19 protein-coding genes are annotated in these 14,132 nt (G+C 42.1%); all 19 read right to left on the bottom strand.

What is annotated here, in order from left to right; genetic code table 11:
* Positions 1–42 precede the first annotated feature (42 nt).
* The 19 genes from BN1002_RS14105 to BN1002_RS14190 all read right to left on the bottom strand — a co-directional run bounded on the left by BN1002_RS14105 (position 43) and on the right by BN1002_RS14190 (position 14,131).
* On the bottom strand, positions 43–333 hold the full coding sequence (locus BN1002_RS14105) for a phage holin (protein ID WP_048825840.1): 291 nt from the start codon (positions 331–333) through the stop codon (positions 43–45).
* A 14-nt stretch (positions 334–347) separates the two neighbouring features.
* A complete protein-coding gene (locus BN1002_RS14110) occupies positions 348–665 on the bottom strand; it encodes a hypothetical protein (protein WP_048825842.1) in 318 nt (105 codons plus the stop codon).
* On the bottom strand, positions 631–1,065 hold the full coding sequence (locus tag BN1002_RS14115; protein WP_048825843.1) for a hypothetical protein: 435 nt from the start codon (positions 1,063–1,065) through the stop codon (positions 631–633). The genes BN1002_RS14110 and BN1002_RS14115 overlap by 35 nt, the downstream gene beginning before the upstream one ends.
* A 44-nt stretch (positions 1,066–1,109) precedes the next feature.
* Positions 1,110–2,249, bottom strand: a complete 1,140-nt coding sequence (locus BN1002_RS14120) for a siphovirus ReqiPepy6 Gp37-like family protein (RefSeq protein ID WP_048825845.1) — start codon at positions 2,247–2,249, stop codon at positions 1,110–1,112.
* 35 nt (positions 2,250–2,284) lie between these two features.
* On the bottom strand, positions 2,285–3,442 hold the full coding sequence (locus BN1002_RS14125; RefSeq protein ID WP_048825847.1) for an acyltransferase family protein: 1,158 nt from the start codon (positions 3,440–3,442) through the stop codon (positions 2,285–2,287).
* 110 nt (positions 3,443–3,552) lie between these two features.
* Positions 3,553–3,804: a hypothetical protein gene (locus tag BN1002_RS14130; RefSeq protein WP_048825848.1), complete on the bottom strand. Its 252-nt coding sequence runs from the start codon at positions 3,802–3,804 to the stop codon at positions 3,553–3,555.
* A gap of 1 nt (position 3,805) precedes the next feature.
* Positions 3,806–4,132, bottom strand: a complete 327-nt coding sequence (locus tag BN1002_RS14135) for a hypothetical protein (RefSeq protein ID WP_048825849.1) — start codon at positions 4,130–4,132, stop codon at positions 3,806–3,808.
* Positions 4,133–4,144: 12 nt separating this feature from the next.
* Positions 4,145–5,263 carry a pyocin knob domain-containing protein gene (locus BN1002_RS14140; RefSeq protein ID WP_048825850.1) on the bottom strand — a complete coding sequence of 373 codons (1,119 nt, stop codon included), beginning with the start codon at positions 5,261–5,263 and terminating at the stop codon, positions 4,145–4,147.
* 11 nt (positions 5,264–5,274) lie between these two features.
* Positions 5,275–6,132, bottom strand: coding sequence for a phage tail family protein (locus BN1002_RS14145; protein WP_048825852.1), 858 nt, complete (start codon positions 6,130–6,132; stop codon positions 5,275–5,277).
* 4 nt (positions 6,133–6,136) lie between these two features.
* The gene (locus BN1002_RS14150; RefSeq protein ID WP_048825854.1) at positions 6,137–9,484 is read right to left on the bottom strand and encodes a phage tail tape measure protein; all 3,348 of its coding nucleotides are present in this window, start codon (positions 9,482–9,484) and stop codon (positions 6,137–6,139) included.
* A gap of 177 nt (positions 9,485–9,661) precedes the next feature.
* Positions 9,662–9,973: a phage tail assembly chaperone G gene (gene gpG / locus BN1002_RS14155; protein ID WP_048825857.1), complete on the bottom strand. Its 312-nt coding sequence runs from the start codon at positions 9,971–9,973 to the stop codon at positions 9,662–9,664.
* Positions 9,974–10,030: 57 nt separating this feature from the next.
* The gene (locus BN1002_RS14160; protein ID WP_048825860.1) at positions 10,031–10,603 is read right to left on the bottom strand and encodes a major tail protein; all 573 of its coding nucleotides are present in this window, start codon (positions 10,601–10,603) and stop codon (positions 10,031–10,033) included.
* A gap of 12 nt (positions 10,604–10,615) precedes the next feature.
* Positions 10,616–10,960 (bottom strand): hypothetical protein, encoded by a 345-nt coding sequence (locus BN1002_RS14165; RefSeq protein WP_048825862.1) that lies wholly within the window; start codon positions 10,958–10,960, stop codon positions 10,616–10,618.
* Entirely contained in the window at positions 10,957–11,364 is a 408-nt protein-coding gene (locus BN1002_RS14170; protein ID WP_048825863.1) for an HK97-gp10 family putative phage morphogenesis protein, read from the bottom strand. The genes BN1002_RS14165 and BN1002_RS14170 overlap by 4 nt, the downstream gene beginning before the upstream one ends.
* A complete protein-coding gene (locus BN1002_RS14175; protein ID WP_048825866.1) occupies positions 11,365–11,706 on the bottom strand; it encodes a phage head closure protein in 342 nt (113 codons plus the stop codon).
* Positions 11,693–11,947 carry a hypothetical protein gene (locus BN1002_RS14180; RefSeq protein WP_048827964.1) on the bottom strand — a complete coding sequence of 85 codons (255 nt, stop codon included), beginning with the start codon at positions 11,945–11,947 and terminating at the stop codon, positions 11,693–11,695. The genes BN1002_RS14175 and BN1002_RS14180 overlap by 14 nt, the downstream gene beginning before the upstream one ends.
* Before the next feature lie 47 nt (positions 11,948–11,994).
* Positions 11,995–12,168, bottom strand: coding sequence for a termination factor Rho (locus BN1002_RS23785; protein ID WP_148362783.1), 174 nt, complete (start codon positions 12,166–12,168; stop codon positions 11,995–11,997).
* Positions 12,169–12,183: 15 nt separating this feature from the next.
* Entirely contained in the window at positions 12,184–13,341 is a 1,158-nt protein-coding gene (locus BN1002_RS14185) for a phage major capsid protein (protein WP_048825867.1), read from the bottom strand.
* Positions 13,342–13,348: 7 nt separating this feature from the next.
* On the bottom strand, positions 13,349–14,131 hold the full coding sequence (locus tag BN1002_RS14190) for a head maturation protease, ClpP-related (protein WP_048827965.1): 783 nt from the start codon (positions 14,129–14,131) through the stop codon (positions 13,349–13,351).
* Between the last annotated feature and the right edge of the window lies 1 nt (position 14,132).

Consider the following 14,132-nt stretch of genomic DNA (forward strand, 5'->3'; position numbering starts at 1 on the left):
CATCTCCTTTTCAAAATAAAAAAGCCGAGCACTATGCTCCGCTTACAAATACTTGCTATCATCCTTTGGCTCGTCGTACCCTTGGGCCCGTTTGCTATCCTTAAAACCCCATGTGGTTGGGTCGATAACTCCGCCAATTCCAAGGAAAGTAATTGCAACAAAGTTTACAATGCCCATTAGACCAATCACAGCATCATCCGAAATGCTAAAGCCAGTTGGATAGATAAACTGATTAAAAAATGCCAGCACCATTTGGGCCAGCAAAATTACTCCTGGGATAAAAACTGTGATAACCCATGTCGGATTCTTAAACCTTACTTTCCAGTTAATCATTTCATTTTACCTCCTTATAATTTAAAGCCTGCATAAATCCCAAGTACCGCGATGACGATGCCTGATAATACCTGAAGAACAGATACAGTCAATTGCTTTCTTGATTCCCTTCGCTTGTCGGAGTTTATGAAGTCATCTATTTTTTTGTTCTGTTCATTCACTACTCCGATGAAGCTGTTCATCATCTCCTTTACTTCGCTAACCGTGTCCTTTACATAGGCCATAGTAATATTGAGCGTGTCTGTTGTCCGACCGGCCCGTTCAATTTCTTTCTCGAGCTCCTTGATTTCTTCACGGTTAATTTTTTTGTAATCCTGTAATTCTTTCCTCAACTGCTTGATCTGTTCTGCCAATACCGCGTTTGGCGGCTCTGTCATATCGAATCACCTCTTTTGCCGTCAGCAAACATAACACTGCAATGCCAGAGTAAGCGATGAAGCCTGTGTTCAGCCGGATTGTGTCCTGGGCAAGTAAAAAGCCAGCTGCCATGATCACCCACAGCACGGTTGACATCATCAGCCCGAGCCAGCGCAACCGATAATGATGAAGTGCCATGCCAATGATTTTGACAATGGCGCAAATTAGGGCCACAAGCCCGACCGCCCACTCGTATTTTGCTATTTCTCTTATCGTGTTAAAGTTTGCCGACATTTCAAAAAGGCCGGGTCTCGTGATTAACACGTAAGCCCAGCCTAAACTAATGTATGTGACCACTGCTTCTACAGGTTTCAATGCTGATTCCTCCCTACATTGACCCCCATTTTCCCCTTCTTTATCTACTTCCTGACCTCGCCGCCTACTTGGGCAAGTTCCTGTTTTATTTTTTTTATGAGCGTAGGCCTGCTTTGTCCAAAGACAGCCTCTAATTTAAAGCCACTCCGCTCATAAATTTCTTGAATTTCTGTAATTCGGGCATCTAAGGTAACTCCCCAACTTTTATTCTGGACGGTTACGATGTCACCAAGGTCATAATCAACCTCATACTTGAACGGAGAATGTGTTAGGATTTGTCCTTCAAGATATTCTTCTTGTAAGAACTCCTGCATTTTCTGATAGCCTCGATCAGTCAGGGCCTGGACAATTTGCGATTCAGGTATCGGGTTTTCGTTTTCGTCTACCTCTTCAACGTCCCTGGCATCAATAAATACTTCATGCCTGGCTAAACCCTTTGCATTCCCTAATATTATTACTCGCCTGTCCACTCCCTCCCCCTGGCCGGCAACATAGGCAATGTTTTTATAATCTAAATCGCTATCAGAGTATTGGAGTTCTTTAATCGCATCAAACTGCGGGCTGAAAATGACAGGGGGTAGGAAGTCTTGTCCAGCGGTCAAATTCCTGCCTGCTGAACAGTCTAAAATCCATTTTTTCGCGTGAAAGTCTAAATTAATGTCCCACCCTAATCCACTTACCATTGATATATCAGCAAGTTCTTCAGCAAGATTCTTAAAGCGGGATTGCCAGGAAACCGAAGGTCCCCGGTTTAAATTTTGGGCTATCATCAAATCAGAGTAGTTTCTGGATGTATCAATAGCATTGGTTAGATTATTTTTGACATAGTGCTTCATAACGGTTTCAGCATTACTCTGGCGGTTATCGTAGGCTGTGTGAAGAGGCGGAAGGGTAATCCGTTGGCCTGTAATAGATTTTAGCGCCAGTCCTTTTATGACCCAGTTCTCTGTAATTCTCCCCTTTTCATCAAGTCCAATTTCCCTGTGCCTGATGATAAAGGCCTTTTTGGGCCCAATTCGTATAATATTCCCTCGCGTCAAATGCTCTGTATGTTTTTTATATCGATTTATCTTGAGTTCCAACTGGCCGATTCCGTGCCATGAACGGGTAAACATCAAGGATTCATAATCGTCGATTTCGGCAAGAAGTTCAAAATTAGGATTTATTATTCGAATTGATTTCAAAAAAAAAAACCCTCCTTTCCGAGTGTTTTTAATAATTAGGATATTTTTAGTGTATTAATTTTGTCGGGTTTTCTAGTTGAAATTCTTCTCCCTAAACTAACTGATGGAATCTCTATATATTTGTATGAAAGATAAGATACGACGAAGGTTAAAATATATGACAGAACGTATACCAAAAAGTCAGGAAGTTTATCATGTAACAAGTAAATAGTACTTAGAAAAATTGGAACATGTGAAAGATATAAACTATAAGACATTCGCCCAGTAAGATTCAAAAATCGATTGGATAGAATTCTTTTCATTTTACTGCTTGATATTACCGTTACAATAAACATTAATGACCCTAATGCAACCCATATTTCCGTAAAGATATCCATCCTTGCAGGTAAGGACACATTAAAGTATTTAATGAAATTCGGAAGAAACTTAGAGTTTGTAAACAATATAATTGAAAACAATAAAAATGCTACCTTATAAGTGACTGACAGACTTTGAAATCTCTGATTTAATGTGTCCATGTGTTTCGCTGCCACTGCTCCTAAAATAAACATGAAGGTATACTCCAAAGTATTAAAAAAACTTGTATTGTATCCAATCGAGGGCTGTATAGGAATAAAATAGTTTAATCTTCCTATGCCATAAAGAATTAAACCAACCACAATACTAACTTTCCAATTATTTCTAATTACTAGAAGCATAATCAGAGGGAAAATTATTGAAATCCTCAATTCGTGGACTAAGGACCATATGACAGGGTTAAATGTAGTGGTTGAGAAATCACCTAATAAAAATATATGCTCCAATAAAATTTTTGGATTTACAGGCACAGTCCATTTTGCCTGGAACCAGGTACTTAAATCTTTAACTGTACTAATATCAAAGGCTTCACTAAGTGAAAAAGTTATTAAGATCCAAAATAGATAAGGGATGTATATCCGGAAGAACCTTCTAGTCAAAAAACCGGCATATGGGACCACAGTTTTGTTTAAAAAAGGAAAAGACATCACAAAACCACTTAATACAAAAAAAAGAACAACCGCTTCGCTCCCAGCAAAAAAGATATATATTGGTTTCGACATAATCAGTGAATTTATACTCGCTATTATTACATATGTCATGAGAAAAAAGTGCCAGTTGACAACCATTAATGCTGCTAATCCTCTTAAAGTGTCTAATTCATCTATTCTCTTCAACAGTAATCCCCCTCTACAAAGATTATAACAAATACCATTAGTCTTGTAGAGGGAGTATTTTTTTGTCATTCCATGTCATAAGTTGATAGATTGCACAAAAACTCCTCATTTTATATATCATCTAGCGGTGAATCAGGAGTCCTATAAGCAATAGATTCTTCGTATTCGTACTGAGTAATCCAAGTCTGAGCTTGTGCTCTCTCCGTTTCGAACAATGTGAAATTTTTAGATGCATACTCCTTAACCGGTTCATTATACTCTTCTGGAATTCCACTGAAGCCGTCCCGGGTAGTGAACCGCTGCTTTCCATACAAATAAATATCTCTTGCATAAGGACCGATTCGAAAGGAATAAACCGCCATTTTATAGCACCCCACTTTCAATCAATGCGTCCATAAGCCCAGCAATGTCAGCATTGATTTGTTCGTTTTGTGCCTGAAGGCGCCTGATTTCACGGTCTTTTTCAGCGAGTTGTTCTTCAATAGATGGTGGCGGTGAAGGAATGAATGGATTCTTCTCTTCCTCTGTGGCGGTTTCAACCCATTTGCCATTCATAAAAACAGGCCTCCAGCATGGCTGGGGGATTTCAGCGAATGTAAAGCCATGAGGGATCTTTCCTTTTTCCGGGAATAAAGCGTCAAACCCGGGCATCCATTCTCCGGCTTCATTATATGCGTGTGCTAATTTCATACAGATTCACTCCTATCCTGCTACGAAAGCGCAATTAACCCAAACTGACATTGCTGATACTGATTTTCCGTGTAATGTCATAACTCCTGTCGATGGATTTATGCCTATTTTTGCAAGGTGTAAATTAATCGAGTTATCAGTCGTCAGGTACATTAGAGTAGTTATTGGTCTATAACCAGCAAAGAGCGTTGCAAAATTAGTCCCTGCAGCGGTAGCCGCATCTAACTGCCCCCGAATAATTACAATAGGGCCTATTTTTGTAACATACAACAAATGACCGGGAACAGCTACTGCACCGTTTTGCAATGGAATGTTTATCCAGGTCGGCGGTTCGTCCGTGATAATTTTTCTCCATGGCTCCCAAACGCCATTATTCTTGTTTCGATAATAGGCGGCGTTAACTCCATCCCTTAAAGCAAGTTGTGTTTGGTAGTTTACATTATTCCCGGGAAGGTGCAATAATTGCCCCCCACCTAATGTAGTAGGTGCCCCTATACTTGCAGCGCTCCAAGAGTTAAGACCGCCTTGAGTTATAGTGTCAAGATTGTTAGTTATATTAACAACACTGTTACCAATTCCAAACTTTTTCACCCATTCATAAGTAGCCGAATCTCGTTCCAACGTACTTATCCTGCTCCCATCCGTAAACGGGTCCACAAAATCAGGGTTTCGCCTGTCTGTTATTTCAGCATCGTCAATCGTTGACTTCGCTCTAATAACACGAACCTCGGCAAGCGGAATTTCTTTAATAAATGTATTGTCGACCGGCACAGGGGAAACCGGATTCTCAGCTGCTGTCCCTTTAACCACAAACGCTTTTATATATCGGTTTTGCTCGGTCATATCCAACCTCAAGACTACTAAATCGATACGATCAAGGGAAGCTTCCGCGGCATCAATCCTCAGTTCTAACGGCTCGGAATTCTCATACATCCTGCCTTCGATAAAAGCTACTCCTGCACCGACAGTGACTGCCATTTTTGTACCATCAGCAGTGACTGCCAGGTTGTCAGCTTCATTATATATTCCTGATTCTAGGAATTTTGAAAGAACTTTTGACCAATCAGCAGCCGAGTATAACCTTCGGTCACCAATAGCTAAGTTCGAGTCGAAAAAATAATAATTTTCCACCTTATCACCGCCTATACGCCGATGTAGCGTTTTTTGTATTTAATGAGGGCCGAGCCCGGATTTTCAATATCTTCGGATGCAAAGAACAATGCATTTTTGCCAGGGGCCAACTGAAAAAATTCTGAATCAGGATCGATGTAGTTGAATACGTTTTGCCTTAATCCATCCGGCTTAATAATCTCTACGGTTTTGTTACCGAACTCCGTATTCACTTCCAGTACTTCCCCTGAAGCAAGAACACGGTTTACTTTAATGGTTTCACCGGTTGTTTCATTTGTGATAGACGGGCTAGTTGCAGGCCCGTAAAATACAATAACAACAGGGGTTTTCTCGTCACCATCATTTGAAAGAATTGCTCGGTTCGCCCTTGTCCCAAATTCAATCGGAAACGAAAAAGGGAACTCGAAGGTTCCCTCCCAAGATGAAAGCGATTCGGAATATTCATCCGCGCTTTGCCAGTATGGATTAGGACATTTTAAATTTATAAAGGAAACCTGATATCTTGATTTGCGTGAATTTGGAGGGAATTTCGGTACATGCTCACAGATTGCCCCAATAATTCTAGTGACTAAACCATTTTCATATTTTAAGTAACCTTCACCATTTTTAGGATTTAATAATCTTGTAAGTAATTGACGATTTTGTGATAAGTCATTCTGGTGTTTCGCTACAATAGAAATTTCCATACTAATATATCGCGGTTCTAATTGGGAATTAATATAAGTGTCTCCATCTTGTCCATAAGCTTGTTGACTTTGAACAGATGCCTCCACATCACCAAGACCATCGATTTTAGATAAGATAAAAGGCGGACGATGAGAAAACTCGATTGTTTCACCACGAGTATTAATATAGGTTACCTTTTCCATTTTCTCACCATCCTAGCGCCATTTCTTGTAATGCTCTCTTATTTAATCTAGCAGTGTCTGAAGGACTTAAAGGAGATGGACTGTTAATGGTTATATGTTGTGTAATGCTAGCATTTTTTGTTCCATTAATTCCATTTAGATCTACGATTTCACGACCGCGTTCTCCAACATATGCAAGGCCGGAGTTAAGCACTGTTCCGCCGGTCGCCATGAAAGGCACGTTCCATTTTCTTAGAATGGCTTCCGTGTCACGATTCGGAATCACCTTGGCACCTGTAGGAAGATTCACTAAGCTAGGACTATTAGCTAAATATAATCCGCCGCCGATACTCATTAATTCCCGGCCTGCCTCCCCGACCACTGCAAGCCCTCCTGGCGCGAACCTTGTTCCCTTAGCAAAAAAGTTTGGGAGTGCTGCTTTCAATCCAGCTTTAATGCCTTGCCATGTCGCGCTCAATGTAACCTTTTTTATTATCGCTTTGCTGACTTTGGTATTTAAATCATCAGCCTTTCCTTTATCGTCCACATCGACATTCTTAGTGACGCCTTTTCCCAGCTCTTTGGTCATTGCAGCCGCTTTTCCAGTACCCTCATCAATGCGTTTATTCACCGTTGATTGCTCGCCTTGAATTTTTTGGATTTCTCCTTTGGCATTTCGATAAAGACCCAGTGACTTAAGTAGATTATCCAGCTCTTTTTGCTGCTCTGTATTTAGGCCACCTTGGGCATTTTTGACGTTATTCAATTCATTAATACGCGTCTTTGTTTTGGAGATAGCATTATCGAGCTGCTTGATCCCCTCCTGGCCTGTTTGGTTAATGCCCACATGAGCCAGTTGCAGGTTGATCATCTTATTGTACAGTTCCTGCGTTTTCTTGATTTCCTGCTCTGATTTCTCGAGACTTTTTTGTTTTTGGCTTACCTCATCAGCTAGGGCACTGACTTTTTCGTTCTGCTTATTCAGTGCGATTCCCTGATTGGCAATCTCATCGACTAACATATCGGCTTCTTCAACTTTTCCTTGGTTGATAAGTTGCTGTGCCTCTGCCATGAGTTTGGCATGAGTTTTTTCAATCTCATTCCTAGTTTTAACTGCCTTATCCCTTTCTTGCTCTTTTGCTTTCAGTTCTTCCAGGGCAGTTATATAATTTCTTATGCTTTCATCGAGTCTGGCTTCCGCTTTGATTCGCTGGTTTTCCAACTCAAGTCGGATATTTTCCCTCAGCTTTTCGTTTGCTTTTCCTATTGCATTGGTATTGCCGAGAATGACGTTCCCATGATCCGACAAAACCTTGTCCACATTTGGAACCTTGCCAATTAATTGATCATTAAGAGTCAGCATTTCAGTAAGTTTTTCGTTTGATAAGCCAGATTTTTTTTGCAAGGCATTTTGTTCATCCGTCAATTTCTTGACTTCTTCAGCCGTGGCAGCGAACTTCAGTTCATCCTGGATGTCAAGATACCTGAGCAGCTCATCATTGGATAGCTTATTTTTAGCTTTTAAGCTATTGTATTTATCAGCAAGTCCTTCTAATTCTTGCTGTTCTGTCATTAGGGACTCAGCGTGTTCAAGGTTTATCTCCGCTGCTTTTTTAACAGATTCATTCTTACTGTCGATCATCTTTTTAACGCCAATAGTCGCTCCCGCTAACAGAGTAAATCCGCCGATTGCCCAGCCTACCGGTCCAGCTAAAACGCCCAAAGCAGCTGTGAGGCCGCCCGCTCCACCGATTGCACCAGATAAGCCTGCCACTGCTGTAATAGTGCCGCCTATACCACTCAGAATAGATCCGCCAATTACAAGCAAAGGCCCTGCTGCGGCAACCAGTCCGCCAATGGTAATAATCATCTTTTTCGTTTTATCATCAGCTTCGCCAAAAGATTTCACCAAGGGCTTTAGTTTATCTATGCCATCTTTCACTATTGGGATGAAATGACCACCCATTTGAATACCAAGATCTTTCACGTTATTCCACATGATTTTTATCTGGGAAGCTGTTGTCTTATAGCGTTGTTGCGCTTCATTTGTTAATGCTGAATTTTCCTTCCAAGCATCAGATGATATTGAAACAGACTTGGCTAACAAATCACCCGCTCCGGCAAGTCGTAGCATGGTATCTTGTTCACGGATTCCCTTAATGCCTAGGTAACCGAGTATTTCGGCTAAATTTTTACCCTCTTTTCCGGATTTACCTAAGCCCTGCACAAACATATCCATAGCTTTAACCGGCTCGTCCTTCCAGGCTTTTGCAAATACTTTTGAAGATACTCCCGCCTCTTTTGCAAACAGATCAAGCTTCTTGTCTCCATCCATGACCGCAGTATTGATTTTTTTCATGACCATGGACATCGCTGTTCCACCCGCTTCCGCTTCAATACCAACGGAAGACATGGCCCCAGCAAGCGCCATTATATCGGATTCCGTCATTCCAACTTGCGCGCCTACCCCGGCAAGCCTCATGCCCATGGACACAATCTCTGCCTCTGTAGTAGCCAAATTGTTCCCGAGCGCAACAACGGAACTTCCTAATTTATCAAAACTATTTTGAGGCATTTGCACGATGTTAGCGAACCTGGCAAACTCTGTTGCCGCCTGTTCACGTGCTAAGTTTGTGGATTCGCCTAAATCGATGATTGTACGGGAAAAGCTTAAAATATTCTCTTCCGCGATTCCCAACTGCCCTGCTGATTCTGCAACAGCCGCAATTTCTTCCGCACTGGTTGGCAATTCCTTGGCCATGCCCCTTATGCCTTTTTCAAGCTTTTTGAAACCTTCTTCGCTAGTATCAACCGTCTTTCTAACGCCAGCAAAAGCACTTTCAAAATCAACGGCAGTTTTAAAGGCTGCAGTTCCTAATGCAATAATCGGAGCTGTAACCTTCATGGATAAATCCTTGCCTATTGATGTCATCTTATCGCCAACAGCCGTAAACTTGGCGCCTACCGGTGCTAACTTTTCCGAAAACTGTGTCCAGGATGAGGACTGGATCTTCAGTGCGGCATCTACCTCTTTCAACTCGGCTTCCAACTTGTTAAATTGCGCCTGGGCATCGTTGACCTTTTTGGCCTGCCTTTCCAGTTGGGCTTCATTTGCCTTTCCGCTTTCGACCATCTCATCATATTTTTTACGGGTTTCGGTCAATTTGATTTTCGATGCTTCAAGCGATCGGGACAGAATATCCTTCTTTGATTTCAAACCATCGAGGCTTTTCCCATAATCCGCGCCCTTTACCTTGACCGCCTTTAGCTCAGAGCCCATCGACCTCAGATTCCGGTCTACCTGGGATATGCTACCGTTGAAATTCGAAGCATCCAAGGATAAAGATACCGATAAACTGCCGATTTCAGCCATTTCACTCACCCGCCTTTTACAGCCAATCTAAATCATCCGCTGTGATATATTCCGTTTCAATTATGTTCAATTCAAGCCAGAATTTTATGTCCAATTCATCGATTTCGGGAAGTTTATACCCTTCACGCATACGCTCGCGATACCAGTCCTTTATCCAAGCGTATCCGTCAAAGTCCGTTACTTCCCCGGTGCGTTTCCCTCATCACTTTCAATCTGCAAGCCACCTAGACTCAAAACCTCGTTAAAAATCCTCATAGCTTCGGACTGTAGGTTGGCGACCGCCAGACCATCCCATACCTCATCAACAGTAAATTGTCTGTCAAAGGCAACAACCACAAATTCAACGAGTTTATCGAATAGTTCCTCGGATATTTCGTTGATCGTTTTCATTTCTTTATTTAACTTGAGCGCGTTCTTAAAAATACGAGCTTTTACAAAATCATTGGTATATGTTTTTTCCTTGCCATCGATAATCAATGTGATCTGCATTCTTTTCCCTCCAACTGGTAATCAAATTAAAAAAGGAGGTACTGGACCTCCTTCTCTTTAAGGTGCTGGAACAGTATTCGGCTTTTTGACAGATGCGAAGAAGGAACTAGCTGTTTCTGTTACTCCCTCATCATCGGTGCGAACAGAGTATTTTAACAATCCATCTTCCAGTGGGATTGCCTCCCCGCTGAAGCCGGATTGTTTGTAAGTGATTTCCCCTTTTCGCTTTGTGGCATTTGCTTCTTCAGTCGGCTTGAATTTTGCTTTGTAAAGCCATACAAGCTTCGAGCCGCTTTCAAAGCCTACTGCAAGGTAATTGGGATTGTCATTGACGTTTACAATAAGGCCTTTTTCTGCTGATAGTTCATGACCGTACCAATCCGCCTGTACTTCCGTTGGCAGGTCTGCGACTGAGCCCGCTATAGTGATAGTATCGAACTGAACTTCATTCGCAACAACCTGATCGCCGGCATCAAACGAAGCTTCAGAAAAGTTTGGCGTTAATGTCAGTTCAATTGGCATTGTGAGGGTTTTAACCTCACCGTGAGTCTCGGTAGCCTCGTCGGTCATAACCGCATAGTGTAGTCGTTTCAGACTTACTTTTTGCACTTTTTCTTTTACTGGATTCATTATTGTACCTCCTTAGTACTCATCAATATATCTGAACCTTAGAACTTTATTAAAATGGGAATCTCCATCCGTGTAGGGACCGTCATATTCAGATGTCCGTTCAAATCCTGCTTGTTCCAAAGTTGTCCTCACCTTGTTGACAAGCTGTGTATAATTCCCTTTTGACCATATGTTTACCTGAATCAGCCTTTCAGTTGTCAATTCTTTGTCGGCTGCTTCCATCTCTGGCCCTGTATGGTACTCCAAAAAGGTAACGTACTGGCTTGGGGGAGTCGCCCCCGCTGGATAAGCTTGAAAGACTACAGGAACGCCCACACTTGAAAGCGTAGAGGTAACATACTCAACTATATCCCTCACAGTCCCAGCCCCTTCTTCAGCTCGTCAGCCATCGCCTGCTGCGCTTCATCTTTGCTCTTTTCATATCCGCGACTAAAAAAGGGGTTCGGTGCTGTGGGGCCCCATTTCACGATTCGTCCATTTCTCATTACTGTGGAGCCGCCACTTCTCCCGAACTCTACCAAGTGTCCGTGATAAGCCCTACCCGTGTGGACATGGGCTTCACCATTCTTCGGTCGCTTCAGTTTTATTTGACTTTTGAGTGAACTTTTGTGTTCCCCTCGTCCAACTGGTGCTTCCTCTTGCACGGCTTCCTGGACGACCTTTCCCGCCTTTGTCAGTGCTTTGTTTTCAATTGACTCATCCACATTCAACTGCGCCATGTTGCGTAGTAAATCCTCGAGCCCAGATATATCAACCTGCATTCAAAGCACCTCCCTGGCAAGGATGGTATACCATTCATTGTTTTCATCATCGTTGGACATGGAGAAAATATCGTAGTCCTGGCCTTTATGACGAATGCGCATCGAATCATTCAAGTCGGCGCGATATCGGATACTGATTTTCTTCAAGTCCTGCATCTGAACCGCCGCAGCTTCAAAAACTCGTCTGCCCTTTTGGGTTTCAATACCGGCCCATACGGTGACATATTCCGTCCATTCGGTCGTTGGCCATCCGCCGACAATTTCACCGGGAGGTTTCAAAAAAGTGACCCGATGCTTTAATAAGCCCGTGTTCTTCTTGGGTTTATATTTAAGAGGATGCATTCGGATCACCCTCTATGGCTTCCAGTGCCTTTGCTATGCCCAGGCTGTTAATACGGGTTAGAAAATTAGTTTCGAAGAATTCAAGAGCGTCATTGTAAACGTACCTGGACCGTTCAAAAACAAGTTCCTTGAATTCCTCATCTTCGTTTATGTCATAATCTCCACATACTCGGGTAAGAGACTTCACAGACGCAGAAAGGATGCGCTGGAGGTTATCATCTTCATCATCCCCCAAGCGCATCCTATCCTTGAATTGTTTAAGGATTTCAGGAGTGACGCTCACTTACATCACTCCTTGTCCTTTTCGACCTTTTCAATAAATGCCACCTTGTACTTCGAGTGAACTTGTGACAGTTCTTCCAGTCGTTTTTTTGTCCCTTTGCCACTTTTCGGATAAGGTTTTCCTACCTTGTACACATGGCCGTCAGTATCTTTGAACTCATTGATTACTTTGTAAGCCAACTTTATCCCCTCCTATTATGGTGTTGGAACTGCTGCATCAAAAGAGATGTTCAAATCATAGACGAGGGCTGCCTTGTTGTCTTTTGGCTTGCCGTTCGCAAACTGTTTCATTGTGTATAAACGAGCGTCCTCGATGGCCAGTGTCTCGTCAAATTTGTTGATTTTGTAGCCACCTGCAATGGCAGCCAGGTACGCACCTTTAACAAAGAATAGCGCTTTCCCTTCCGGTACTTCTTCAGATTCAATCGGAGAAATGTTGTAAGGTAGGTTTGTAACCCATTGGCCGTTTTGAGTCTGAATAGTGTTTCCGATCTGAACCTTGATTGCATCTACAGGGTTTACAACCATAACAATTTTATTGGCAACTTTACGAGATTTATCTTTGCCATCTTTCGATAGGGCAATAACAACGCCGCCTAATTCATTGGCAACTGTTTCCCCTCGCTCAGATTTGGCAAAAGTTAATGTGCCGGATGAAGTTTTTTCTGTTACTGCGCCATTCTCAGCAACATCTTTCATCAAACCAATTGGTTCATTCTGTGCTGGGCCACGTCCGTTCACAAGACCATATTCCAATCCAACTGAGTAGGCTTCTACTAGTACAGTACGGACATACCGCTCAACCCACTCAGGACCAAGCTCAAGCATGTCTTTGGGAATAACCGCAAAGGCAGTAAGCTTCAATTGTCCAATTTTTTCTTCACGGAATGCAGCGGAAATTTGACCTTTGATTTCTCCGAAAAGAGCTCCCCATGCATAAGCCTTATTAGCGTCAGAATATATAAACCGAGTTACAGCTCCTAGATCCTGCAGTCCAATAGCATCAAGAAGAGGATGTTCAGTAACAAGATCTTCGAAAACTCGTTCCTGTGTAGTAACAGGTAGAATCGTATCTTCAGCGAATCCTCCGCTGGCGATTACTTCATTGAAGAACTTACGCTCAGTGGAAGTAAGGACATTTTGACCGCGAGCAGCAAGAATCTGTGCATCGTGAACTTCATTGCGAGCCTCGGCTGTAATTTTTTCAGTCAGATCGCTTTGCAGGGCAGCAAACATGTCGCTGAATGCTGATTCCAACTGTTCAGGAGTAGAATCCTCCGCTTTCATCAAGTTCATATAAGACTGTTTTTTTGTTTCAAAGTTTTCGAGTGTGTTTTTGAATTTCATAACCATTATTTGATTACCTCCATTTTTTAAGGAAATTAATAGAACCGTTCTTCTTGTCCGCATTTATTGCAGATGGAGACGGTTCATCAGCCTGATTATGAGTTTTTAAAAGAGTATTTAATTCGTTCATAATCTGACGTTTCTGTTCTTCGCCAAGGACTGAATTACTAGGATTGTTGTCATTGTCTGATTCTGTACCTTCGGCTTTAGTAGCAAAGCCAATTTCCACAGCTTTTTTTGCACTAAACCAAGTTTCAGCATCAACCTTTTCGCGGATTTCTTCACGGCTAACTTTCGCTTTGGTCATATAGATGTCGATAATGCCTTCTTCTAGTTCCTCTAAAACTTCAGCTTCTTTACGCATTTCAGCTTTTGTTCCCCAAACAATAGAAGAGGCTTGGTGAATCATTATCATAGAACCAATTCCCATGATAGTTTCATCTGCAGCTGCTGGAAACAAGGATGCTGCCGAACATGCCCAACCATCCACATGGACAGTCACTTTACCTTCATGACGTTTCAAACGATTGTAAATCGCAATGCCGGCAAAAGCATCACCGCCAGGGCTATTCAAGTTGATTACAATGTCATTATCCCCAGCTTCGTTCAAAGCATTGTCAATATCAGTTGCAGAAAAACTTTCACCCCACCATGAATAGCCAATAACGCCATATATAGTTATATTGGTAGTTTTGGTTTCCTCATCATGAACAACATTGAATTTTTGCGGGATGCTCATTAATTGATCAACATAAGATTGATTCTTAAACTGTTTGAAAAAATCTTCTTTTGTCATC

The organism is Bacillus sp. B-jedd (genome assembly GCF_000821085.1).
In the GTDB taxonomy this organism is placed as follows: Bacteria; Bacillota; Bacilli; order Bacillales; family Cytobacillaceae; genus Bacillus_D.

Excerpts from the sequence above, each read along its gene's own strand:
- BN1002_RS14105 (WP_048825840.1), bottom strand. The coding sequence starts at position 333 with ATGATTAACTGGAAAGTAAGGTTTAAGAATCCGACATGGGTTATCACA.
- BN1002_RS14130 (WP_048825848.1), bottom strand. The coding sequence starts at position 3,804 with ATGGCGGTTTATTCCTTTCGAATCGGTCCTTATGCAAGAGATATTTAT.
- BN1002_RS14135 (WP_048825849.1), bottom strand. The coding sequence starts at position 4,132 with ATGAAATTAGCACACGCATATAATGAAGCCGGAGAATGGATGCCCGGG.
- BN1002_RS14145 (WP_048825852.1), bottom strand. The coding sequence starts at position 6,132 with ATGGAAAAGGTAACCTATATTAATACTCGTGGTGAAACAATCGAGTTT.
- BN1002_RS14150 (WP_048825854.1), bottom strand. The coding sequence starts at position 9,484 with ATGGCTGAAATCGGCAGTTTATCGGTATCTTTATCCTTGGATGCTTCG.
- gpG (WP_048825857.1), bottom strand. The coding sequence starts at position 9,973 with ATGCAGATCACATTGATTATCGATGGCAAGGAAAAAACATATACCAAT.
- BN1002_RS14160 (WP_048825860.1), bottom strand. The coding sequence starts at position 10,603 with ATGAATCCAGTAAAAGAAAAAGTGCAAAAAGTAAGTCTGAAACGACTA.
- BN1002_RS14170 (WP_048825863.1), bottom strand. The coding sequence starts at position 11,364 with ATGCAGGTTGATATATCTGGGCTCGAGGATTTACTACGCAACATGGCG.
- BN1002_RS14175 (WP_048825866.1), bottom strand. The coding sequence starts at position 11,706 with ATGCATCCTCTTAAATATAAACCCAAGAAGAACACGGGCTTATTAAAG.
- BN1002_RS14180 (WP_048827964.1), bottom strand. The coding sequence starts at position 11,947 with ATGCGCTTGGGGGATGATGAAGATGATAACCTCCAGCGCATCCTTTCT.
- BN1002_RS14185 (WP_048825867.1), bottom strand. The coding sequence starts at position 13,341 with ATGGTTATGAAATTCAAAAACACACTCGAAAACTTTGAAACAAAAAAA.
- BN1002_RS14190 (WP_048827965.1), bottom strand. The coding sequence starts at position 14,131 with ATGACAAAAGAAGATTTTTTCAAACAGTTTAAGAATCAATCTTATGTT.